The following is a 21921-nucleotide window of genomic DNA, read 5'->3' on the forward strand; positions in this document are numbered from 1 at the left end:
GGCACCCATGTATAGCCGAACGCCGTGGGGGTGGGAAGGCCGCCGACCGGACGGCCGAGGCGGCGCCGGAGCCCTGGGACAAATGTCACGGGTCACCGCACACACTTGCATCTGCCCAGGTCACCGGGGTGTTCCTTAAGGTCGGAGGCATGAAGCACAGCGCCGACTCGATGAAGCGGCACAAGCCGCCGAGGAAATTCGCCTTCCTGCCGTGGCTCTTCATGCTCACCGGGGACGTCCAGGGGCTGTTCACCGGGAAGGTGCCGCTGCCGTGGCTGGGCGGGGCCGGCGTGCTGGCCTTCGCCGTGCTGTACGGCGCGACGGTCTTCGCCGGTCTCGACGAGCGGCGCCGCCACACCCGTACGCCGCACGTGCTGCTCTCCGGGCTCGCGGCCGTGACCTACGCGCTGACCATCGGCTACGGCGGCGACTGGCTGCTGTGCTTCCCGCTGCTGTCGCTGACCAGCGGGATCGTGCTCAGGGAACGCGACGGCAACGGGCGCCGGCTGGGGCTCGTCGTCCTCACCCTCTCCGGCTCGGCCGGGCTGATCGGCAGCTTCCGCGGCGGCCCCTCGGAATCGCTGACCATCGGTTACGGCACCATGCTCTCCGGCCTCGTCACGGCCGCGATCCTCACCCTCTTCGAGACCGTCGCCCAACTGCGCGCCACCCGCGAGGAGCTGGCCCGCAGCGCGGTCGAGCAGGAGCGGCAGCGCTTCTCGCGCGACCTGCACGACCTGCTCGGCCACACCATGTCCGTGATCGTGGTCAAGGCGGAGGCCGTACGCCGGCTCGCGCCCCGCGACCTGGACGCGGCGCTCGGCCAGGCCGCCGACATCGAGGCCGTCGGGCGGCAGGCGCTCACCGAGATCCGCGAGGCCGTCACGGGCTATCGCGAGGGCAGCCTCACCACCGAACTCGACGGCGCCCGCTCCCTCCTCGAAGCCTCCGGCATAGAGGCGGAGATCCGCCAGTCCGGCCCCCCGCTGCCGCCGCAGTCCGCGGCGCTGCTCGGCTGGGTGGTGCGCGAGGGCGTCACCAATGTCGTACGGCACAGCGGTGCCGAGCGCTGCACGGTCGAGGTGCGCGGCGAGACCGACCAAGTGCACCTGGAGATCACGGACAACGGGCGCGGCGTAGGCTCGGCCCCACCCACGACGAAGGGTGGCACCGGGGGCACGGGGCTGAAGGGACTGACCGAGCGGCTGGCCGCCGCGGGCGGGTCCCTGACGTCCGGGCCGGACGGGCGCCGGGGCTTCCGGCTCGTCGCGGAACTGCCGGTGGATTCGGAGTTCGAGGAGGACCGCAAGCGATGATCAAGGTGTTGCTCGCCGAGGACCAGGGCATGATGCGGGGCGCGCTCGCGCTGCTGCTCGGACTGGAGGAGGACATCGAGATCGTCGCCCAGGTCGGCAACGGCGACGAGATCCTGCCCAAGGCGCTCGAGACGCGGCCCGACATCGCGCTCCTCGACATCGAACTCCCGGGCCGCAGCGGCCTGGACGCCGCCGCGGACCTGCGGTCGGGGCTGCCGGAGTGCCGGGTGCTGATACTCACGACGTTCGGCAGGCCCGGCTATCTGCGCCGGGCGATGGAGGCCGGGGCCTGCGGCTTCCTGGTGAAGGACGGCCCGGTGGAGGACCTCGCCGCGGCGATCCGCCGGGTGCTCGCGGGCGAGCGCGTCATCGACCCGGGCCTGGCCGCGGCCGCGCTCGGCGCGGGCCCGAACCCGCTGACGCAGCGCGAACGCGACGTGCTGGCGGCGGCGGTGGACGGGGCGACGGTGGCGGACATCGCGGCGAAGGTGCACTTGTCGCCCGCGACGGTGCGGAACTATCTGTCGGCGGCGATCGGGAAAACGTCCACCCGGAACCGGATGGAAGCGGTGCGCGCGGCGCGCCAGAACGGCTGGCTGTAGCTCCGCTGCCGCCTGCGGCGGGCTTTGTTCCCCACCCCGCCCCTTCCCGCAGCGTCTGATGCTCGGCTCCGCCGAGGCCGGGGCTCCGCCCCGGACCCGTGACCGGGTGCGGCCCGGCGGGCGTTGTTCCCCAGCCCCGCCCCTTCCCGAAACCGGGGAGACCCCGGACCCCCTGAAGCGGCTGCGCCGCTTGTCCTCAAACGCCGGACGGGCTGAATTCGCTGGCTACGGTCCGCGAAAATCAGCCCGTCCGGCGTTTGAGGACGCGCCCGCAGGGCGCTCCCGCCGCAGGCGGCAACGGATCCGCGGCCGGGGGTCTGGGGCACGCGCCCCAGTTTCGGGAAGGGGCGGGACCGGGGAAAGAGACCGTTCCCGCGCAGGTGCCAGCCCCCCGGTAAGAGAGCATGAGCGCAGCAACCCACCGCCGCAGGAGGAAACCGTGCCGCCCAAACCCGAAACCCTCGCCGCTTTCGAAGCGGCGAAAGGCTTCATGCCGCTCGACGAAGGGCTCGCCCTGCACGCCGCCGCCGAAGCGGCAGCGGCAGCGCTTGCGCACCCGCTCCTCGAAGTGGGCACGTACTGCGGCCGGTCCACCATCCTGCTCGCCGACGCCGCCCGGGAGGCCGGGACGACGGTCGTGACCGTCGACCACCACCGCGGCAGCGAGGAGCAGCAGCCCGGCTGGGAGTACCACGACCCGACGGTCGTGGACCCGGACCCCGGCGTGGCCCGGATGGACACGCTGCCCACCTTCCGCCGCACGCTCTACAAGGCGGGTCTGGAGGAGCACGTCATCGCGGTCGTCGGCCGGTCGCCGCAGGTCGCGGCGGTCTGGGGCACGCCCCTCGGGCTGGTGTTCATCGACGGCGGGCACACCGACGAGCACGCCACCGCCGACTACGAGGGCTGGGCCCCGCACCTCGCCGAGGGCGGACTGCTCGTCATCCACGACGTCTTCGCCGACCCGGCGGACGGCGGCCAGGCCCCGTACCGCGTGTACCGCAGGGCCCTGGAGTCCGGCGCGTTCACCGAAGTCTCAGTAACCCGTTCCTTGCACGTTCTGCAGCGTACGGGCCTCGGGGTCTGAGCCACGGCGTTAGCATCGCCGGGTGTCCAGAGGCAGTTTTCCCCGCATGCCCCGCTCGCCGGGCGGCGGCCGCACCCCGCTGCTCATAGCCGCGGCGGCGGTGGTCCCGGTCGGATTCCTGGGCTGGCTGCTGTGGGACGGGAGCGGTGGCGCGGCGGACGACGGCAAGCGCCCGGCGGCCGCCGCGGCATCGTCCGCGCCGCCGCCGGAGCACCGTGCGAGCCCGTCCCCGCGGCCCCGTACGTCCGCGCCGGAGCAGCCGTCGCCGTCCGCGCCGGAGGCGGAGGGCACTCCGAGCGCCGACGGGCCGCTCAAGGGCAAGGTGGTCGTCGTCGACCCCGGGCACAACATCCACAACAGCGAGCACACCGCGGAGATCGACCGTTCCGTGGACATCGGCACGGGCCGCAAGGAGTGCGACACCACCGGCACGTCCACGGACGCCGGTTACGCGGAGGCGTCGTTCAGCCTCGACGTCTCCCACCGGCTCCGCCGGATCCTCCAGGCGCAGGGCGCCACGGTGCGGCTCACCCACGACGGCGACCGGCCGTTCGGGCCGTGCGTGGACGAGCGGGCCGAGATCGGCAACAAGGCGCACGCCGACGCCGCCGTCTCCGTGCACGCGGACGGCGCGGCCGTCGGCGATCGCGGCTTCCATGTGATCCTGCCCGCGGCGGTGAAGGGCGGCCGGGCGGACACCGGTCCGATCGCCGGGCCGTCGAAGGAGCTGGGCGCGCGGATCGCGGGGAACTTCGTGCGGACGACCGGAAGCGCGCCGTCCAACTACATCGGCGGCGGCACCGGGCTCGACACCCGCTCGGATCTCGGCGGCCTCAACCTCTCCACGATCCCCAAGGTGTTCATCGAATGCGGCAATATGCGCGACCCTCAGGACGCCGCTCTGCTGACCGACCCGACATGGCGTGAGAAAGCGGCGCAAGGGATCGCGAACGGCATCGCGGACTTCCTGCGGAGGTAAGTACCAGCAGGCCACAGGCATGTCACGAGGGTGATACGAAGGAGACGCCCCGACCGCTCAGGCGATAGGTTCACCCGTACGATGGGGGGCCACCCCCGCGCCCCCTCGCATCTCGCGTACCGGCGACAGCGACGAACTTGATCAACACTGACAAAGGATTTCAGGTGAACATCCGCTCCCTCACTCGAGGCGACGGCGTGGTGATCGGAGCAGCGGTGTTGCTGTTCATCGCCTCGTTCCTCAGCTTCTACTCGTACGACTGCGGTCAGTCGTCGCTCTGCCCCACGGAGCCGAACGGCTGGAAGTCCGGTCTGTTCCCCGTACTGCCGTCGATCTTCCTCGCCGGGATCATCGCCGCCGCGCTCATCGTCGCCGCCCGTTTCCAGCCCGAGGGACGCAAGGTCGTCGGCATGGGCCTGGACCAGTGGGGCACCGCGTTCGCGGTGTTCGCCGCGTGGTCCTCGCTGTGGACGATCGTCGGCGGTGGCTCCCAGGTGTCCGCGGGTGTCGGCCAGATCCTCGGCCTGATCGCCAACCTCGCGCTCGCCGCCGCCGCGCTGCTCACGCCGCGCACCCCGGCGCTCAAGGCCCCGCTGATGGGTGCCCCGGGCCTCCAGGCCCCGGGTCCGTACGGCGCCGGCCCCAACCCGGGCTACGGCTACCCGGGCGGCATGCAGCAGCCCGGTGCCGCCGGTCCGTACGGCGGCCAGCCCTCGTACGGCGGCCAGCCGCAGCAGCCCCAGCCGGAGCAGCAGGACCACGGCATGGGCGGTGCGGCCGCCGCTCCGCAGGCCGCGGCGCAGCCCGCCGCGGCTCCGGCCGCGGACTTCGCCCCGTTCTGGTTCGCGGTGCCGGTGGCCCGTCCGCTGTACGCGGAGGACGGCTCCCCGACCCCGGTCGCCGAGCTCGCGCCCGGCACCTGGTACCTCGCGGTCGACCAGCGCGGTCCGGCCCTCGTCGCGCAGACGCAGGACGGCCGCCGCGGTGTGCTCCAGGACACCACGGGCATCCAGCGCGGCTGACGCGCGACCGACCTCCTCGACGGCCCGCCGGGTTCTTCCCGGCGGGCCGTCGTCTTGCCGGGCGCTGGACGGAGCCATACAGTCCCGTAATTGACATACCGTCAGTTCTCGTCGGGGGTGGCCATGCGGCTCGGACTCGCGCTCGGCTACTGGGGACGCGGCCCCGACCCCCGCCACGTCGAGCTCGCCGTCGAGGCGGAACGGCTGGGCTACGACTCCGTCTGGACCGCCGAGTCCTGGGGTTCCGACGCCTTCACCACGCTCACCTGGATCGCCGCGCACACCCGGCGCGTCCGGCTCGGCACGGCGGTCGCGCAGATGGCCGCGCGCGCCCCGGCCGCGACCGCGATGCACGCGCTCACCCTCGACCACCTGTCCGGCGGGCGGATGCTGCTCGGCCTCGGGCTGTCGGGCCCCCAGGTCGTGGAGGGGTGGTACGGGCGGCCCTTCCCGGACAGCCCGCTGACCGCGACGCGCGAATACGTCGAGGTCGTACGGCAGGTGCTGCGCCGCCGGGCACCGGTCGCGCTCGACGGCCGCTACCACCCCCTCCCCTACGACGGCCCCGGAGCCACCGGCCTCGGCAGATCCCTCAAACCGATCACCCACCCCCTGCGCCCGGACCTCCCCGTCCTGCTCGGCGCCGAAGGCCCCCGCAACATCGCCCAGACCGTGCGCATCGCCGACGGCTGGCTGCCGCTGTACTGGTCCCCGCTGCGCACCGGACTCCACACGGCGGCGCTCGCCGCCGCGCCCGAGGGGTTCATGGTCGCGCCACTGGCACAGGCGCGCCTCTGCGCGGACGTGGCCGAAGGACTGCGCCCGGTGAAGGCGATGCTCGGCTTCTACATCGGCGGCATGGGGCACGCGACCCGCAACTTCCACGCCGACCTCATGGCACGGATGGGCTTCGCCGGGGCGGCGGAGCGGGTGCGGTCACTCTTCCTCGCGGGTCGCCGGGAGGAGGCGATCGCGGCCGTGCCGTCCGAATTCGCGGATGAGATCTCGCTGGTGGGGCCGCGGGGGAGGCTGGCGGAGAGGCTGGCGCTGTGGCGCGCGGGGCCGATCACGGATCTGCTGGTGATAGCAGGGGACGTGAAAACGCTGCGCGTGCTGGCGGAACTGAACGCTTAGCGCCTGCGGCGGGCTTTGTTCCCCACCCCGCCCCTTCCCGAACCGGGGCTCCGCCCCAGACCCCGAAGCACGCTCCGTGCGCTGTCCTCAAACGCCGGACGGGCTGATTTCAGCCCGTCCGGCGTTTGAGGACGCGGCCGCAGGCCGCTCCCGCCGCAGGCGGCAACGGACCCGCACCCGAACACCGGCTATCGCCGCGGCTTGCCCTCCGCCCTCAGCCACTTATCGAAGAGCTCCCCCAAATCCCGCCCGGATTTCCGCTCGCACAGAGCGATGAACTCCCCCGTATCCCCATTCCCATACCGATGATCCGCCACCCACTGCCGCGCGATGGCGAAGAACGCATCGTCCCCCACCCCCCGCCGCAATTCATGCAGCAGCATCGCCCCGCGACCGTACACCGGCGCATCCGAGATCGTCTCCGGGGTGGGATCCGCGGGCGGGAATGCCCAAATGCCCTCGCTCTCCGGGTCCTTGCCGTCGTAGAAGTCGTCGAATATGCGCTGGGCGGAGCGGCCGCCGTGTTTCTCCTCCCACATCCATTCCGCGTACTGGGCGAAGCTCTCGCTGAGCCACATGTCGCGCCAGGTGCGCGGGGTGACGGAGTTGCCGAACCACTGGTGGACGACCTCGTGCACCACGATCGCGTCGGTCGGCGCCTCGTCGAAATACGGCTTGGTCTGGGTCTCCAGCGCGTAGTCGACGTAGGGGTTGTGGTCGATCACGGCGCCCGCCGAGGAGAAGGGGTACGGGCCGAACAGCCCGCTCGCCCACTCGATCGCGCGGGGCAGCAGCTCGGCCGTTTTCGGTCCGGCGGCGGCCTCGTCGGGGTGGGTGGCGACATAGACGGGCAGGTCGCCGACCTTGGTGGTGGTGACCTTGAATTCATTGACGACGACGCTCGCCAGATAGCTCGCCATCGGCTCGGCGCTGTGCCAGGAGAAGGTGGCGCGGTCCCCGCGCACCTCCTCGCGCTTCAACTCGCCGTTGGCGACGGCGGTGTAGCCCTTGGGCACGGTCACCGCGATGTCGTACGTGGCCTTGTCGGAGGGGTGGTGGTTGCCGGGGAACCAGGCCATCGAGCCGGCGGGTTCGCCGAGCGCCGCGGCGCCGCCGTCCGTCTCCACCCACCCTTCGACGGACTCGCCGTCCGCGTCCGTGATCTCCTCGGGCACCCCCTCGTAGACGACGACCGTCTGGAATTCGCTCCCCTTGCCGACCGTCGCGCCGGGCGTCACCGTCAGCTCGGTGCCCTTCCTCGCCGTGCCCGCCGGCTTCCCGTCGACGCGGGCGCTGCGCACCCGCATGCCCTTGAGGTCGAGGTTGAAGGCGTCCAGATCCTGGGTGGCGCGGGAGGTGATGACGGCGGTGGCGTGCAGGTGGTTGCCCTCGGGTTCGTAGTCCAGCGTCAGGCCGTAGTGCCGGACGTCGTAACCGCCGTTGCCCAGGCGGGGGAAGAGCGGATCGCCGACCCCGTCGGCACCCGCCTTCCCGCTGTCGCTCCCGCCGGAGCAGGAGGCGACGAGCACCAGCGCCACGGGCAGCAGCGCCCGGCGCCCCGGCCGACGGCGCGAGGCCGCACGCCGCGTGGAGGATCTGGGTATACCGGTCATGCCCGAGATGCTCTCACCCGGCCGCCGCTCAGCCGAAGCTGGTCGTCTCCAGCCAGAGGTCGAGGACCGCGCGGTCGCCCAGCACCTCGACCCGGCCGGCGTCCACCGGCTGCCGACGGTAGACGACGGTCAGCACGTCGGTCATCGCACCGCGCAGGGTGACGGCCGCCTCCTCATGCCCCCGGTGCCAGGCGAAGCGGTCGCCGGTGAGGTCGACGAACCACTCGGTCGCGGTGTCCGTGGCCTGCAGTTGGAGCGTGCGGCCGGGGCCCAGCAGCTCCTTCAGCTCCGGCTTGTACTCCAGTATCGCGGGGTGGGTGGACATTCCGAGCCATTCGTCCAGGCAGTCCGCCGCCAGCACCGGATCGACGGTGAATCCGACGCCGGCCGTGCCTGCCGCGTCGGCGCGGTGGACGAGTGTCTCGTGCGTCATCCGACGGGCCCAGAAGCCGCTGCGCTGGTCCACGGCGTACGTCCACACCGGAACGTCCGGACCCGCCTCGCGCAGCGTCTCCGCCACCGCCTCGGCACCCGCGGTGAGCCACTCCCCGAGGCCCTCCTCGTCGTCGGGCGACGGGTCGCCCGCACCGAACTCGACGGTGAGGCCCCCGGCGGGCGCCTCGAACTCGGTGGCCCTCGTCCGCACGAGCGTCTCCGCGAACCGGTGCGCCCGGCCCACGTGCAGCACCAGCTGGGCCAGCGTCCAGTCCGGGCAGGTGGGCACGGTGGCGGAGAGATCGGCGCCACGCAGCGCGTCGCGCAGCAGCGCGGTCTGGGCGAGGACCTCGGAACAGTAATGGTCGTGGGTGAAAGTCGTCATGCCGTCACTGTAAAGAGGGCCACTGACAACGCCCTTGCCCAGGGAAGCCGTTCGCGCCGTCAGCCCTTCTGGATGTCGGAGTAGGACGGCACCTGGTCGGTGACCGGGGCGCCCGCGCCCTTGCCCGCGTCCTTCACGTTGTTGATGACCTTGTCGAAGTCGTTGGCGTCGTTGTCGGTCGCGTCGCCCTTGCGGAACTTCGTGGTCAGCCCCTTGAGCGAGTCGATGCCCGCGCTGAGCGGCGCCACGGCCTTGGAGAGCGTCGGGTCGCCCTTCGCGTTGTTCACGGCGGCCTTGAAGCGGTTGTACGAGAACGTGCCCGCGAGCCCCGCCTTCACCAGGGCGACGGTGCGGCCGTCGGCCCCCTTCTTGAAGGCGCCGTTCCGGTAGGGCTTGATGACCCACTGGTACGCCGCGCCCGCGGCGAGCCCGGCGTTGGTCACGAAGCGCGTCTTGGCGAACTTCTGCCGCTCCGCGGAGCTGGTGGGGGTGGGCCCGCCGGTGCTCTCGGCCTCCTTCTTCTTCCCGCCGCCGCCGCATCCCGTACCGACGAGAAGAAGACCGCAGACGAGGGGCACGGCGATGACGGAGCGGCGATTCACGGTGACCTCCGGTGGGTGCGGTATCCCTCCGGAAAGGGTCCCGCCCGCGCCGCACGCTCCGCCACCGGGAAGACCCGTTCGAGTGGCAACGGGCCCGTGCCCTCAGAACGGACCTAGCAGCAATCCGGGTCCAGGCCGACAGGCAGACGCTCGCCGCTGAAGACCGCCGTCGTCGCCTCGTCGCCGCCCAGTGCCGCCACCGCCAGCAGCAGGGAGCCCGCCGTCCACGCCGTCAGTTCCTGCGGCCAGATCGCGTCGTCCTCGAAGACGTAGCCGGTCCAGTAGAGGCCGTCCTCGGCCCGCAGGTGCTGGATCCACTGGAGGATCTCCACCGCGCGGTCGGACTCGCCCATCACCCAGAGCGCGAGGGCGAGTTCACAGCTCTCGCCGCCGGTCACCCAGGGGTTGGGCAGGACGCAGCGCACGCCGAGGCCCGGCACCACGAAGTCGTCCCAGCCCTCCTCGATGCGCTCCTTGGCCGCGGGGCCGGTGAGCGCGCCGCCGAGCACCGGGTAGTACCAGTCCATGGAGTAGCGGCTCTTGTCGAGGAACCGCTCAGGGTGCTTGCGGATCGCGTGCGCCAGCAGGCCGGTCGCCAGCTCCCAGTCCGGTTGCGGCTCCTCGCGGTGCTCGGCGATGGCGAGGGCGCAGCGCAGCGCCTGGTGCATGGAGGAGCAGCCGGTGAGGAGCGCGTCGGTGACGTCCGTGCCGTCCTCCTCGCGCTTCCAGCCGATCTGGCCGCCCGGCTGCTGGAGTTGGAGGACGAATTCGACGGCGGCGAAGACGGTCGGCCACATGCGGTCGAGGAAGGCGTCGTCGCCTGTGGCGAGGTAGTGGTGCCAGACGCCGACCGCGGCGTAGGCGACGAAGTTGGTCTCCCGGCTGCGGTCGGTGGGTTCGGCGGCGTCGCCGTCGGCGTAGGCGGCGTACCACGAGCCGTCGGGGTTCTGGTGGTCGGCGAGCCAGCGGTAGGCGGCCTCGGCGCGGTCGTGCTCTCCTGCGGCGTCCAGGGCCATGGCGGCCTCGACGTGGTCCCAGGGGTCGAGGTGGTGCCCCCGGAACCAGGGTATGGCGCCGTCCTCGCGCTGCACGGCGGCGATGCCGGCCACCGTGCGGGCGGCCTGGTCGGCGGTCAGGACGCCGGGCAGTACGAGGCGCTCGGTGCGGTCCGGCCTGCGGCCGGCCCTGGTCACGCGCGCTCCTCGGCGGACGCGGCGGCGGCCGTGTCCCGGTCCTGCGTGCCCGCGGGCGCGTGCGGCTTGGTCGCGTACGCCACGAAGCTCTTGCCGATGACGGGGTTGAGGAGCTGCTCGGCGACCCGGGTGGCCTTGGGTTTCTTCATGATGTCCCAGACCAGCAGCTTGTGGTACGCGCGGACGGGCAGCGCCTTGTCGTTGTCGACGCCGAAGGCGCACTTGAGCCACCAGTAGGGGCTGTGCAGGCCGTGTGCGTGGTGGGTGCCGTACGGTGCCAGGCCCGCCTCGCGCATCTTGTCGAGGAGTTCGTCGCCGCGGTAGATGCGGATGTGGCCGCCCTCGACCTCGTGGTAGGCGTCGGAGAGCGTCCAGCAGACCTTCTCGGGGCCGTAGCGGGGCACGGTGACGGCGATCCGGCCGCCGGGCTTGAGGACCCGGACCATCTCGGCGAGCACGCCCTTGTCGTCGGGGATGTGCTCCATGACCTCGGAGATGATGACGACGTCGAAGCTCTCGTCGGGGAAGGGCAGGGCGAGGGCGTCGCCCTCCATGGCGGTGGCGGTGGCGCCCGCGGGGGCCTCACCGGCCTCCTTCATGGCCGCGAACCACTTGGCGACCTCGCGTATCTCCTCGGCGTTGCGGTCGAGGGCGACGACCTGCGCGCCGCGCCGGTAGCACTCGAAGGCGTGCCGGCCCGCGCCGCAGCCCAGGTCGAGGACGCGGTCGCCTGCGGCGAGCGGAAAGCGGGAGAAATCGACGGTCAGCACGAATATTTGCTTTCGTCCGGCGGGGCAGGTCGATGGGGCGTGGAGTGTTGGCGTGATCAGGCCCGCCGGGGGCGGAAGCCCCGGTGCGGGAAGGGCCGGGGCAGGGGGGACATCACCCACGCCGCCCCGTCGGCACGGACGCGCCGGCCGAGAGGGCGATCGCCGCGCGGTACCGCTCGGCCGTCCCGATCGCCGCCTGCCGCCAGGTGAAGCGGGACAGCACGCGCTCGCGGCCCGCCGCTCCGAGCCTGCGCCGCAGCGCCTCGTCGCCGAGCAGCCGGTTCAGCGCGGCGGCCAGTGCCCCTGGGTCGCCCGGCGGCACCGCCAGGCACGTCTCGCCGTCGGGCCCGGCGACCTCGGGGATCGCCCCGCCCGTCGTGGCCACCAGCGGCGTGCCCGTGGCCATCGCCTCGGCGGCCGGCAGGGAGAAGCCCTCGTACAGCGAGGGGACGCAGGAGATCTGCGCCGAGCGCACCAGGTCGACCAGTTCCGCGTCGGTGATGCCCTTGACGAACTCGACCGCGCCTTCGAGCCCGTGCCGCCTGATGGCGCTCGCGACCGGGCCGTCCTCCGCGCGCTTGCCGACCACGACGAGGTGTGCGCCGGGGTTCTGCGCGCGCACGGCGGCCAGCGCCTCGACGAGGTGGACGAGGCCCTTGAGCGGCACGTCCGCGCTGGAGGTGGTGACGATCCGGCCGGGGACCTCGGCGACGGACGGGTCCGGCGAGAAGAGGTCGGTGTCGGCGCCGATGGGGACGACGTGGACCCGGCCCGGGGACACCCCGAGGTGTGTGACGATCTCCTGCCGCGAGGAGCCGGAGACGGTCAGCACGGACGGCAGCCGCCGCGCGACCCGCTTCTGCATACGGGTGAAGCCGTACCAGCGGCGCACGGACATGCGCCGCTTCCAGTCGGCCGCGGCGGCGAGGTCGAGCTGCCGGTCGACGGTGATGGGGTGGTGGATGGTGGTCACCAGGGGCGCCCCGAGCGCGGTGGGGCCGCCGAGCAGTCCGTAGCCGAGCGTCTGGTTGTCGTGCACGACGTCGAACCGCCCGCGGTGCGCGGCGAGGTGACGGCGGGCCCGCAGGCTGAAGGTGAGCGGTTCCGGGAAGCCGCCGGTCCACATGGTGGCGACCTCCAGCGCGTCGATCCAGTCGCGGTACTCGTCGCGGCCGGGCGTGCGGAAGGGGTCGGGCTGGCGGTAGAGGTCGAGGCTGGGCAGCTCGGTGAGGCTCACCCGGCCGCTGCCGACGGCACCGTCCGCGCCGTCGCCGTCGAGGACGGGGTAGGGCTGCGAGCCGATGACTTCGACGTGGTGACCGAGGCGGGCGAGCTCTCGCGAGAGGTGGCGTACGTAGACGCCCTGGCCGCCGCAGAACGGGTTCCCCTTATAGGTGAGCAGGGCGATCCGCAGCGGGCCGTCGCCGCCCCCGTCCACGGGGTGGTCGTCGTGCGCGAGCGCTGCCTCCGTGGCCTCAGCGGTCACTCCGGGCCTCCTTCTCGCTGCTGTCCCGCCGGAGCGTAACCGGTCGCGCTAATCTAGAACAAGTTTCAGACTGAGTCGTCCGGAAGCCTCGAATCTACCGGCCGGACGGCCAGTCGGGCGTACCGGATCGGGTGATTCGCGCCACGGCTCGCCCCCTGCCATGCTGTGCCGTCCGAGCCCCACGGACACCGCTGGATGGATTGCCACGGAATGGGACATATGACTACGGACTCCAGGTCGGCACCGACCGCCCCTTCCTCGCTGCCCAGACCCCTGCTGACCGAGCGTCAGGAGGCCCGGCGGCGGCGCATCCTCCAGGCCACCACCCGGCTGGCGACCCGGGGCGGCTTCGACGCCGTGCAGATGCGGGAGGTCGCCGAGTCGTCCAACGTCGCGCTCGGCACGCTCTACCGCTACTTCCCCTCGAAGATCCATCTGCTGGTCGCCACCATGCAGGACCAGCTGCAACAGCTCCACGAGACGCTGCGCAAGCGCCCCTTGACCGACGAGGACCCGGCGGCGCGCGTGGCCCAGACGCTGATGCGTGCCTTCCGCGCGATGCAGCGCGAGCCGCACCTCGCCGACGCGATGGTGCGCGCCCTGACCTTCGCCGACCGGTCGGTGAGCTCCGAGGTCGACACCGTCTCCCGGCTGACCACGGCGATCATCCTGGACGCGATGGGCCCCGCGGGCGCGTCGGGACCGCCCACCCCCGAGCAGCTCTCGGCCGTGCGCGTCATCGAGCACACCTGGCACTCGGCGCTGATCACCTGGCTGTCCGGGCGGGCGTCCATCGCCCAGGTGAAGATCGACATCGAGACGGTTTGCCGTCTCATCGACCTCACCAACCCCAACTCTCCCCGCTGACCGCCCGCCCTGCCCCACTTCGGCCCGGATCGCCCGTCCCCGACTCCCGGTAACAAGAGGTTCCGGGGGGCGCGTTCGAGTGAACTTGGGGCGCGCATGGCTCGAAGTGTGCGCCCTTGCGCCCCCCGCAGGTCAGTTATCCGCGCCCGTGACCGTGGCACACGCCGGTATGAATTTGACGAAGTACCCGGCGCGGCGTTCGCCGCCCGGGGTAGTGGGAGGGCGGGGACTGACACCGTGATCCGGGTCTTGCTGGTGCACGACACCCATCTGCTGCGCGCGGCCCTGGCGGCGCTGATCGCGAGAGAACCCGACCTGGAGGTCTCGGCGTCCTCCTGGACCCACTCGGTGGCCAAGTCGCGCGTGCTGCTCCCCCATGTGTGCGTGGTGGACATGGACAGCCCCGAAGCAGGCGGACCGTACGGCCTGCGGGAGCTGTCGGCCTGGTGTGACGCCGGGGACGGCACATCGGCCCTGTTGGCCCTGGCGACGGCGGAACGGCCGGGGCCCCTGCGCCGGGCGTACGAGGAGCGGGTCTTGGGGTACTTGAGCAAAAACGCTTCACCTGGTCGGCTGATCGAGGGAATAAGGCATGTGGCGAAGGGCGAGCGCTATATCGACGAGTCCCTCGGCTACAGCTTCCTCCAGGCCTCCGACATCCCCTTGACCAGACGGGAGTTGACCGTGCTCTCGCTGGCCGCGGAAGGCGCGTCCATCGGGGAGATAGCCCGCAGCCTGCACCTGTCGAACGGGACGGTGCGCAACTACATGGCGGCGATCACCCGCAAGACCGGCGCCCGCAACCGGGTGGACGCGATACGCATCTCGCGCGTGGCGGGGTGGGTCTGAGGAGCTGCCCGGGGGCCGTCTGTCCGTGCCGTCCCCCGGGCCCGCTTCAGGGCGTCGAACCCAGCCTGTCCGGCCGCACCACCGCCGTCAGGTCGCGGTAGAGCTCCGACTCCCCCAGCAGTTCCTCGTGCGTGCCGAGGACCGTGCGCGCCCCGTCCATCACCAGCACACGGTCCGCGCGGCGCGCCGAGCCCATGCGGTGGGCGATGACGATCAGCGTGCCGTCGGTGCGGCGCGCGAAGGCGCTCTCCACCCGGGCCTCCGCCTCCGCGTCGAGGTGGCACGTCGCCTCGTCCAGCACCGCGATCCGCGCGGGGGCCAGATAGGCGCGGGCCAGGGCGATGCGCTGGCGTTCGCCCGCGGAGAGCTCCGCGGGGGTGACGGGGGCGCCGAAACCGCCCAGCCGGTCGACGAGTTCGGTCATGGCGAGGACGTCGGCGGCGGCGTGGAGCTCGTGGTCGGGGACGCCGTCCGGTCGGAGGTAGCCGAGGTTGTCGGCGAGCGTGCCGGAGAACACGTACGCCTCCTGCGGGATCAGGACCCGCCCCGCGCGCCCCCCGGCCACGCGCACCTCGCCGCTCCCCGGCTCCAGCAGCCCCGCGACGAGCCCGGCCAGCGTCGACTTGCCGACCCCCGACGGCCCCACGACGGCGAGCCGGCCGCCGACGGGCACGACGAGGTCGAGGTCGCGGAGCACGGGCTCGGCGTGCTCGCCGTAGGAGAAGGTGACACCCCGCAGCTCGACGGCCGCGGGCGAGGACTCGGGCGGTGCCCACTCGACGGCGGGCGGCGGCGGCAGGGGCGGCCCGTCCGTCAGGCGGCGTATCACCACCGCCAGCCGCGAACCGCTCGCCCCCAGGCCGTGGACGAGGGCCTGCAGGGCGGGCAGGAGCGACTGCGTGAGATAGGCGAGCGCGCCGACGAGCGCGCCCGGGGTGACACCGCGGTCCAGCAGCCACGGGGTGGTGACCAGCAGCAGGACGAGCGGGAGCCGGCCCGCGACGGCCAGCGCGACGACCCGCAGGACGGACCAGCGGGCCAGGGCGAGGGAGGCGCGGAACTCCGCGTCGACGAGGGCGCCGGTCTGCTCCCGGACGTACGGCTCCGCCCCGCCCGCCGTGATGTCCCGCAGGCCGCCGGACACCTCGCCCAGGGACTGCGCGATGGCCTCGTCCGTGGCGAGGAACGTCTCCTGGCGGCGGGCGAGCGGCCGCAGCGTCGCCAGGAACAGCCCGAGCCCGAGCACGAGGGGCGGCGCCACGACCACGAGCAGGACGGGCGCCAGCAGGCACAGACCCACGAGCGCGCCGGCCGCCGTGAAGACGAAGGACCTCGACACCATCACCAGCCCGGCGAACGTGTCCCGGGCGATCTCCACCTGGTGCGTGAGCCGGGAGACGGCCGCGCCGTCCGCCTCCCGCAGGGCGCGCGTCACGACGCGGCCCACGAGCCGGTCGCGCAGCGGCTCGACGAGGGCGGCCACGCCGCGGTACGTACGGCCGGTGCCGAACGCGCCGACGACGACGGCGAGCGCGGCGAGTCCCAGCCAGGCGAGGCCCTCGCCGGGCTTGCCGGCGAGGAAGCCGCCGTCCAGGGCCTTGGCGAGGGCGTATCCCATGGCGAAGGTGTGCGCGGCTTCTACGGCGGACCAGGCGGTGAGGCGGGCGATTGCTCGGCGGTGCGCGGCGAGGAAGGTCACGCCTCGCCGGATGAGAGAGGGGGTGTCTGTGGTCATCCGGGGCTCCCTTCGGGGTGGCGGCTCGGGCAACGGCGGCGTTCTTTCCCCAGCCCCGCCCCTTCCCGAAACTGGGGGCTCCGCCCCCGGACCCCCGGGGGTGCGCAATCCAGCCCGTCCGGCGTTTGAGGGCGCGGCCGCAGGCCGCTCCCGCCGCAGGCGGCAACGGCGGGACAGCCGGGGGCCTGGGGCACGTGCCCCAGTTTCGGGAAGGGGCGGGGCGGGGAACAAAACCCGCCGCACCCGCAGCCGCTCACCCACCGAACACCGCCCGATACGCCGCACAGCGCCACAGCGACTCATGCGTGCCCACCGCCCGCACGCGACCCCCCTCCAGCCACGCGACAGCATCCGCGCGGGCCGCCGTCGACGCGCGGTGGGCGACGACGAGCCGGGTGCGTGCGGCGACGTCGCGGACGAGGGCCGTCGCGACCTCGTGCTCCGTGACCGTGTCGAGGCTGGAGGTGGCGTCGTCCAGGATCAGGACGCGCCCGGCGTGGGCGAACGCGCGGGCCAGGCCCAGGCGTTGGGCCTCGCCGCCGGAGAGGGGGGCCTCGGCGCAGGGGGTGGCGTAGCCGCGCGGGAGCCTGCGGACGAAGCCGTCCGCGCACGCCGCGCGGGCCGCGGCCGCCACCGCGTCGGGCCCGGGGTCGCTCACGCCGAAGGCCACCGTCCCGCCGATCGTGCCGCCCAGCAGCGCGGGCCGTTCGAAGGCGTAGCCGACCGCGCGCCGCAGCTCGTCGTGGCCGAGCCGCGGCAGGGGGACCCCGTCGAGGGTGACCACGCCGGAGTCCGGGTCGGCCAGCCGCCCGGCGAGCGCGGCGAGGACGGACTTCCCGGTGCCCGAGCGGCCGACGACGGCCAGTGACGTACCGCCCGGCACGACCAGGTCCAGGTCGCGCAGGATGTGCCTGCCGCCGCGCACGGCGCCGACCCCCCGCAGCTCCAAGGTGCCGTCCCCGGGCGGCAGTCGGCGGACGTCAGGACCGTACGGCGGGAGGGGTACGGAGAGGACGTCGGCGAGGCGGCCGGCGGCGGTGCGGGCGCGGACCGCGGCGTTGAGGTGGCCCACGAGCATGCCGATGCCCGTGGCGAGCACGGCGTAGCGGGAGGCGGCCAACAGGTCGCCGACGCTCAACAGGCCCTGGTTCAGGCGCAGTCCGGCGACGGCGAGGACGGCTATCTGCAGGAGCGGTACGACGGTGACGGCCTGGGCGGCGGCCCTGCCCTGGACCCGCCACATGCGGTGGCCCTGGCCGGAGAGGGCGGGGAGGGGTTCCAGGACGCGGTCCCGCTCGCGGTCGGCGGTCCCGGCGGCGGCGATCGTACGGGCCCCGCCGACGGCTTCCACCAGGCGCCCGGCGATGTCCCCCTGGAGCCGCTGGTACTGGGCGACGCAGTCGGAGGAGGCGCGGGCGAGGGCCCGCAGCAGCAGGGCCAGCAAGGGCGCCCCGGCGAGGAACGCGACGGCGAGCCAGGGGTCGATCAGGCCGAGGGCGACGATGCCGCCGAGGGGGGCCACGACGGAGGAGGCGGCCCCGGCGAGGGTGCCGGGGGCGGTGCCCGCGTCGGCGGCGTTGCCGACGAGCCGGGTGACGAGGTCGCCGGGCGCGAAGCGGGCGGTGGCTCGGGGCCCGGCGGCGAGGACGTGGCACAGCAGGCGGTGGCGGAGCCGGGCGGTGGCGCGGGCGGTGGTGGTGCCGGCGAGCAGTCCGTCGAGGGCGTCGAGGGCGGCGGGCGCGCAGATGAGGGCGGTGCACAGGAGGACCCAGCCGCTCGCGCCGCCGCGCCGGGCGAGGAGGAGGTCGAGGGTGTGGCCCAGGGCGGCGGGCAGGGCGAGGGCCACGGCGGTGGAGGCGAGGCCGAGGAGGGTGAGGGTGAGCGCCCGTGCGGCGCTGTGGCGGGCGGTGTCGAGCAGCAGTTGGTCCCCGGCGGCGCGGGGGGACGTGCGCGCGTGCTTCCCTCGTGCCTGGCCGGGGCGCCGCTCCCGACCCCGGCCGTCGAGGCGCGGGCCGCGCGCGCTCTCCGTCCACACCACCCGCAGTCACCTCCGCAGTACGCCCGGGCGGGCCCTCCCCGTGGGGAGGGCCCGCCCGAGGTCTCGTCACAGACAGAGCAGGATGCTCGCGGTGCTGACGCAGGAGAGCAGGCTGACGGTGCTCGCGCCGCCGCCCTCGCCGCCACCGCCGCCGTGCAGCTCTTCGGATTCCATGTTCTGCAGGTCGAGAAGTGCCATGGTCGTTCCTTTCATGGGGACGGGTTCTTCCTGTCACGGCTCCACAACGGCATGGAGCCGGCTCCTGGGCGCCCGCGGGGGCGCGAGGAACGGCAGGCGGGCGTCGCCGTGGGCCGCGCCCAGGGCGAGCAGACAGCCCGCTGTTCCGGTGGTGAGGTCCATGGACAGGCGCATCATCTGGCTGCCGGGGAAGGCGAGTTCGCCCTCGTAGGCCATGGAGTACCAGGACAGCGCCCGCACCTGTGCGGCCAGGTGCTCCGGGTCGGCGCCCGGTGTCGTGGTGCGGCTGAGGTGCAGGATCATCCCGGCGCGGCCCTGGAAGAGGCCGGGCTGCGCGTAGAAGCGGGACCGGGCGGCGGTGAGGATGCCCTCGCGCGCCTCGGCGAAGGAGGGGTCGGGGTCCGGGCACAGGGCGAGGTAGTCGTCGAGCACCATGCCGATGCCCACGCTGCCGTCGCCGAGGTAGGGCATGGTCCGCCAGCCCTCGTCGACTTCGAGGGCGCCGTTCTCGCGCCGTACGCATCGGTCGAGGTCCGCGCGCAGGGCCGTTCCTGCGAGGTCGAGGAGGGCGGGGGCGCGCGTGCGCTCGTACAGCCGCAGGAAGAGCAGCGCCTGGCCCGCGCCGCCGCGGGTGAGCCCGGCGCGCCGGCGGGTGCGGTCCCCGGGCGCGGCGGCGTCGGCAGCCAGCCGGTCGGCGAGGAGCTGTGCCGCCTCCAACGCCCGGTCGTGGAGCTGCCGTTCGCCCGTGGTGCGGGCGAGGTGGTCGAGGGCGAGGCCGATCCCGGCCAGGCCGCTCTTGAGGTCGGAGGTGAGGCGCTGCCACTTCTCGCCGAGCACGGTCGTGGTCAGGTCGAGGGCGCGGCCGGTGTGGCCGAGGCGGTCGAGGGTGAGGGCGACCCCGGCGATGCCGTCGTAGAGGCCGAGCGGGGTGCCGGGCGGCAGCGGGTCGGTGTGGTCGAGCAGCCACCGCTCGCCCTCTTCGTAGCGCTCGGCGCCCGTCTCGGCGAAGGCGTGCAGCACCCCGGCGGCGCCGTGCGCCAGCCCGAGGCCGCCGCCGTCGGTGAACTGGGCGACGTCGCCGGGGAAGAGCCGGTCGTCGCGGTCGGGCGTAGCGGAGGCGAGGATCGCGCGGACCATCGAGTCCCGGCTGCGCGGCCAGTCGCCCGCCTCGGGCAGCACGGGCGCGTCGTCGGCCCGGCCCGCGCGGGGCGCCATGCCGGCCTGCTTGCCGGGCACTTCGGCAACAGGCGCGTCGCGGGTGATCTCGGCGACCGCCTCGTCGAGGAACTCCCGCGGCACGGGGAACTGTTCCGCGATCACCTCGGCCAGGTGCGCGGCCTTCCCCCGGTCGATGACGAACAGCATCGTGACGGGCAGGAACAGCGCGAGCCGCAGGCAGGCCAGGGCGTAGCGGTCCACGTCGGCGCCCCTGCGGTCCGGCGGCGCGAAGAAGCCGGGGTGGGCGACGACCTGCCGGCCGTGCTCGGCGGCGGGGGCGGCGGCCTCGAAGTCGATGAGGGCGACGGAGCGTTCGTCGGGCGCGACCATGATGTTGAACATGTGCAGGTCGTTGAAGACCAGGCCCCTCGCGTGCACCGCGTCGACCGCTTCCTGGACCGCGCGGTGGATGCGCAGCGCCCAGGCCGTGTAGTCGGCCGTGGCGGCGGGGTCGGGCTGCGCGGCGAGCAGCGGGTGCCGTTCGGAGAAGAAGGAGTTGAGGGTGCGGCCCTCGATGTGGTCCATGACGAGGAAGCTGTGGTCCCCGAGCGTGAACCAGTCGCGCACCTCGGGGGCGACGCCGAGGCCGGTCAGCCGCTCCAGCGCCGCCTTCTCGCGCTCCAGCCGGGCCACGGCGTCGGCACCGTCGGAGGCGAGCCCGGCGTGCGGACGGCCCTCCTTGAGGACGACCTTGCGGCCGTCGCGGGTGTCGGTGCCCGCGTAGACGCCGCCGCCGTTGGAGAAGTGCAGGGCCTTCTCGATGCGGTACGGGATGTCGCCGACGGTGGTGGCGTTGCGGGCCGCGAGGTGGGGTTCGAGGAAGGCGGGGAGGGTGACCCACGCGGGCACCTGGAACGCGGGCGTCCGCGGGTCGGGCACGAGCTGCCCCTCGCCGTTCTCGACGGCGGGCACGAGCGTGCCGCGCTCGTCGACGCAGAAGCGCCGGGCGAAGGCGCCGTAGCGGACGTAGAGCGGGCCCTCGTGCCAGCGCAGGTCGGTGAGGACGTACGGGCCGGGCCTGCCGCCGACGATCCCGTGCAGCTCGGTGAGCGTGGTGCGCAGCTGCTCCTCGTCGGCGGGGTAGACGGTGATGAACTTCCCGCTGTGGTCGCGCCCGGCGTATTTGGTGTTGCGCAGGTGCAGCAGGTGCGGGCCCGGCACGAACTTGAAGGGGATGCCGCGTTCGACGCAGTAGTCCCAGACGTCGGCGGCGGTCTTGTCCGCGGTGTCCGCGGTGGCGGACACATGGATCTTCCAGCCCTGGAGCGGCTGTCCGGGGCGGGGCCCGCCGGTGTCGTCGAGCGGCAGGAGGTGGAGCCAGTCGCCGCTGCGGGCGGTGTCCCAGCCGGCCGGGACCGGGCGCCGCGCGGTCTCGAACAGCGCGCCCGGACCCGTCCCCTCGGCGCCCTCCCCGGCTGCGGACAGGCGGTCCGGGGTCTCGTAGAAGTGCCTGTCGGCCAGGCAGTAGACCTCGTACCGCTTGTCCATCGATTCCCCCTCGGCTGCGATGCGTCGAGATTTCCACGGCCCGAGGGGACGGAACAGTCACAGCTGTCATGAACAGGCAGTGCGATACGCACGCGTAACCGGGGGCGGACGGTCCGTCCGAGAGCGCACGGGGTCTACCCGGGCGCTCCTACGGGCGCAGGCTCATACGGCCATCTCTTTGTGGGCGATCTCCGCGCAGTGCCGGTCCCACGCCGTGCGGTACGAGGCGGCGTGGGCGGGGTAGCCGAGTTCGTCGGCCTGCTCGACGGTGGCCTGGTACCGGGAGCACAGACCGCACTCCTCCCGGGTCGGCCAGGAGGGCGGGCCGCCGGTGTGGGGCACGGGCGGTGCGTCCACCAGGCCGTGGAAGGGCGGGAGTTCAACCATGGGGGCACTCTCTCCCTGGACCCTCGCGAGGCGCAGCAGGCGGCGCCCCAGCCGGATGAGCGCCCTCACGGCGCGTCGGTCTCGGCCGGGCTGGCGTCGCCCTCTTCTTCGGTACGAGCCTCCGGCGGCTCCTCGACGAGGGGGTGCTGGGACTTGAGCCGCTGCTGAAGCGTCGGGCGGGACAGCGGTGGGGCTACGGCGGTGCCGGGGAAACAGGGCATGGGGCGGCTCCGTATCTGAGCGGGGCGGGTGGGCGCGGCGGTCGCCGCACACGGAAACGGCCGGGCGAGCGCTTACGCGAAGCGCCCCACCTCGACTCAGGCAGCATGCCGGTAAGCGCGAGGGGCGCGCAATATTGGGGTGCCAATAGACAAAGAAAGAAAGCCTGTTCTATCGACTTGCAAACCCACTTCGCGGCACACTGCACCCGGATGACGCGTTGCAGCCCCCAACTCTCCTGCGAGTGCACCCAGTTGCCCCACCATGAGACCCCATGAGGGCTGCCAAGCACCCAGCA

Annotated in this window: 20 protein-coding genes; 8 read left to right on the forward strand and 12 right to left on the reverse strand. The window is 73.2% G+C overall.

Annotated features, from left to right (window positions below; translation table 11 throughout):
- Positions 1–149 precede the first annotated feature (149 nt).
- From DXZ73_RS14530 to DXZ73_RS14555, 6 genes are all read left to right on the forward strand, one after another.
- Entirely contained in the window at positions 150–1316 is a 1167-nt protein-coding gene (locus tag DXZ73_RS14530; RefSeq protein ID WP_116211414.1) for a sensor histidine kinase, read from the forward strand.
- Complete coding sequence (locus DXZ73_RS14535) at positions 1313–1918, forward strand: response regulator transcription factor (protein ID WP_116211415.1); 606 nt, start codon at positions 1313–1315, stop codon at positions 1916–1918. Before DXZ73_RS14530 ends, DXZ73_RS14535 begins: the two co-directional genes overlap by 4 nt.
- Positions 1919–2408: 490 nt before the next feature.
- Entirely contained in the window at positions 2409–3005 is a 597-nt protein-coding gene (locus DXZ73_RS14540) for a class I SAM-dependent methyltransferase (RefSeq protein ID WP_116215622.1), read from the forward strand.
- Positions 3006–3051: 46 nt separating this feature from the next.
- A complete protein-coding gene (locus DXZ73_RS14545; RefSeq protein WP_116211416.1) occupies positions 3052–3984 on the forward strand; it encodes an N-acetylmuramoyl-L-alanine amidase in 933 nt (310 codons plus the stop codon).
- Positions 3985–4148: 164 nt separating this feature from the next.
- Complete coding sequence (locus DXZ73_RS14550) at positions 4149–5006, forward strand: DUF5336 domain-containing protein (RefSeq protein ID WP_116211417.1); 858 nt, start codon at positions 4149–4151, stop codon at positions 5004–5006.
- A 123-nt stretch (positions 5007–5129) separates the two neighbouring features.
- Complete coding sequence (locus DXZ73_RS14555) at positions 5130–6140, forward strand: LLM class F420-dependent oxidoreductase (RefSeq protein WP_116211418.1); 1011 nt, start codon at positions 5130–5132, stop codon at positions 6138–6140.
- A 188-nt stretch (positions 6141–6328) separates the two neighbouring features.
- On the opposite strand, the gene DXZ73_RS14560 is transcribed toward DXZ73_RS14555, so the two are convergent.
- The 6 genes from DXZ73_RS14560 to DXZ73_RS14585 form a co-directional block, all read right to left on the reverse strand.
- Positions 6329–7753 carry a M1 family metallopeptidase gene (locus DXZ73_RS14560; protein ID WP_116211419.1) on the reverse strand — a complete coding sequence of 475 codons (1425 nt, stop codon included), beginning with the start codon at positions 7751–7753 and terminating at the stop codon, positions 6329–6331.
- A gap of 28 nt (positions 7754–7781) precedes the next feature.
- A complete protein-coding gene (locus DXZ73_RS14565) occupies positions 7782–8573 on the reverse strand; it encodes a maleylpyruvate isomerase N-terminal domain-containing protein (RefSeq protein ID WP_116211420.1) in 792 nt (263 codons plus the stop codon).
- Between the two features lie 59 nt (positions 8574–8632).
- Complete coding sequence (locus DXZ73_RS14570; protein WP_116211421.1) at positions 8633–9175, reverse strand: hypothetical protein; 543 nt, start codon at positions 9173–9175, stop codon at positions 8633–8635.
- Between the two features lie 113 nt (positions 9176–9288).
- Positions 9289–10368 carry a prenyltransferase gene (locus tag DXZ73_RS14575; RefSeq protein WP_116211422.1) on the reverse strand — a complete coding sequence of 360 codons (1080 nt, stop codon included), beginning with the start codon at positions 10366–10368 and terminating at the stop codon, positions 9289–9291.
- Complete coding sequence (locus DXZ73_RS14580) at positions 10365–11138, reverse strand: class I SAM-dependent methyltransferase (protein ID WP_116211423.1); 774 nt, start codon at positions 11136–11138, stop codon at positions 10365–10367. The genes DXZ73_RS14575 and DXZ73_RS14580 overlap by 4 nt, the downstream gene beginning before the upstream one ends.
- Positions 11139–11250: 112 nt before the next feature.
- On the reverse strand, positions 11251–12624 hold the full coding sequence (locus DXZ73_RS14585) for a glycosyltransferase family 4 protein (protein ID WP_116211424.1): 1374 nt from the start codon (positions 12622–12624) through the stop codon (positions 11251–11253).
- Between the two features lie 219 nt (positions 12625–12843).
- Between DXZ73_RS14585 and DXZ73_RS14590 the strand changes: the two genes are divergently transcribed.
- Both DXZ73_RS14590 and DXZ73_RS14595 read left to right on the forward strand, forming a co-directional pair.
- Positions 12844–13491, forward strand: a complete 648-nt coding sequence (locus tag DXZ73_RS14590) for a TetR family transcriptional regulator (protein ID WP_116211425.1) — start codon at positions 12844–12846, stop codon at positions 13489–13491.
- A gap of 237 nt (positions 13492–13728) precedes the next feature.
- Positions 13729–14340: a response regulator transcription factor gene (locus tag DXZ73_RS14595; RefSeq protein WP_116211426.1), complete on the forward strand. Its 612-nt coding sequence runs from the start codon at positions 13729–13731 to the stop codon at positions 14338–14340.
- A gap of 46 nt (positions 14341–14386) precedes the next feature.
- Here DXZ73_RS14595 and DXZ73_RS14600 read toward each other — a convergent pair whose 3' ends face one another.
- The 6 genes from DXZ73_RS14600 to DXZ73_RS38110 form a co-directional block, all read right to left on the reverse strand.
- The gene (locus tag DXZ73_RS14600; protein WP_116211427.1) at positions 14387–16075 is read right to left on the reverse strand and encodes an ATP-binding cassette domain-containing protein; all 1689 of its coding nucleotides are present in this window, start codon (positions 16073–16075) and stop codon (positions 14387–14389) included.
- Between the two features lie 253 nt (positions 16076–16328).
- Positions 16329–17996, reverse strand: a complete 1668-nt coding sequence (locus tag DXZ73_RS14605) for an ABC transporter ATP-binding protein (protein WP_116215623.1) — start codon at positions 17994–17996, stop codon at positions 16329–16331.
- Between the two features lie 183 nt (positions 17997–18179).
- The gene (locus DXZ73_RS14610; protein ID WP_116211428.1) at positions 18180–18311 is read right to left on the reverse strand and encodes a SapB/AmfS family lanthipeptide; all 132 of its coding nucleotides are present in this window, start codon (positions 18309–18311) and stop codon (positions 18180–18182) included.
- 33 nt (positions 18312–18344) lie between these two features.
- Positions 18345–21017 (reverse strand): class III lanthionine synthetase LanKC, encoded by a 2673-nt coding sequence (lanKC, locus tag DXZ73_RS14615; RefSeq protein ID WP_116211429.1) that lies wholly within the window; start codon positions 21015–21017, stop codon positions 18345–18347.
- Between the two features lie 162 nt (positions 21018–21179).
- Positions 21180–21404, reverse strand: coding sequence for a hypothetical protein (locus DXZ73_RS14620; RefSeq protein ID WP_116211430.1), 225 nt, complete (start codon positions 21402–21404; stop codon positions 21180–21182).
- 65 nt (positions 21405–21469) lie between these two features.
- On the reverse strand, positions 21470–21625 hold the full coding sequence (locus DXZ73_RS38110; protein WP_162890170.1) for a hypothetical protein: 156 nt from the start codon (positions 21623–21625) through the stop codon (positions 21470–21472).
- Positions 21626–21921 lie beyond the last annotated feature (296 nt).

The organism is Streptoverticillium olivoreticuli subsp. olivoreticuli (assembly GCF_003391135.1).
GTDB classification, from domain to species: domain Bacteria; phylum Actinomycetota; class Actinomycetes; order Streptomycetales; family Streptomycetaceae; genus Streptomyces; species Streptomyces blastmyceticus.

What these genes read in the sequence shown, in the direction of transcription:
- DXZ73_RS14565 (WP_116211420.1), bottom strand. Translation starts at nt 8,573, where the DNA reads ATGACGACTTTCACCCACGACCATTACTGTTCCGAGGTCCTCGCCCAG.
- DXZ73_RS14530 (WP_116211414.1), top strand. Translation starts at nt 150, where the DNA reads ATGAAGCACAGCGCCGACTCGATGAAGCGGCACAAGCCGCCGAGGAAA.
- DXZ73_RS14610 (WP_116211428.1), bottom strand. Translation starts at nt 18,311, where the DNA reads ATGGCACTTCTCGACCTGCAGAACATGGAATCCGAAGAGCTGCACGGC.
- DXZ73_RS14590 (WP_116211425.1), top strand. Translation starts at nt 12,844, where the DNA reads ATGACTACGGACTCCAGGTCGGCACCGACCGCCCCTTCCTCGCTGCCC.
- DXZ73_RS14620 (WP_116211430.1), bottom strand. Translation starts at nt 21,404, where the DNA reads ATGGTTGAACTCCCGCCCTTCCACGGCCTGGTGGACGCACCGCCCGTG.
- DXZ73_RS14545 (WP_116211416.1), top strand. Translation starts at nt 3,052, where the DNA reads ATGCCCCGCTCGCCGGGCGGCGGCCGCACCCCGCTGCTCATAGCCGCG.
- DXZ73_RS14540 (WP_116215622.1), top strand. Translation starts at nt 2,409, where the DNA reads ATGCCGCTCGACGAAGGGCTCGCCCTGCACGCCGCCGCCGAAGCGGCA.
- DXZ73_RS14555 (WP_116211418.1), top strand. Translation starts at nt 5,130, where the DNA reads ATGCGGCTCGGACTCGCGCTCGGCTACTGGGGACGCGGCCCCGACCCC.
- DXZ73_RS38110 (WP_162890170.1), bottom strand. Translation starts at nt 21,625, where the DNA reads ATGCCCTGTTTCCCCGGCACCGCCGTAGCCCCACCGCTGTCCCGCCCG.
- DXZ73_RS14600 (WP_116211427.1), bottom strand. Translation starts at nt 16,075, where the DNA reads ATGACCACAGACACCCCCTCTCTCATCCGGCGAGGCGTGACCTTCCTC.
- DXZ73_RS14560 (WP_116211419.1), bottom strand. Translation starts at nt 7,753, where the DNA reads ATGACCGGTATACCCAGATCCTCCACGCGGCGTGCGGCCTCGCGCCGT.
- DXZ73_RS14535 (WP_116211415.1), top strand. Translation starts at nt 1,313, where the DNA reads ATGATCAAGGTGTTGCTCGCCGAGGACCAGGGCATGATGCGGGGCGCG.
- lanKC (WP_116211429.1), bottom strand. Translation starts at nt 21,017, where the DNA reads ATGGACAAGCGGTACGAGGTCTACTGCCTGGCCGACAGGCACTTCTAC.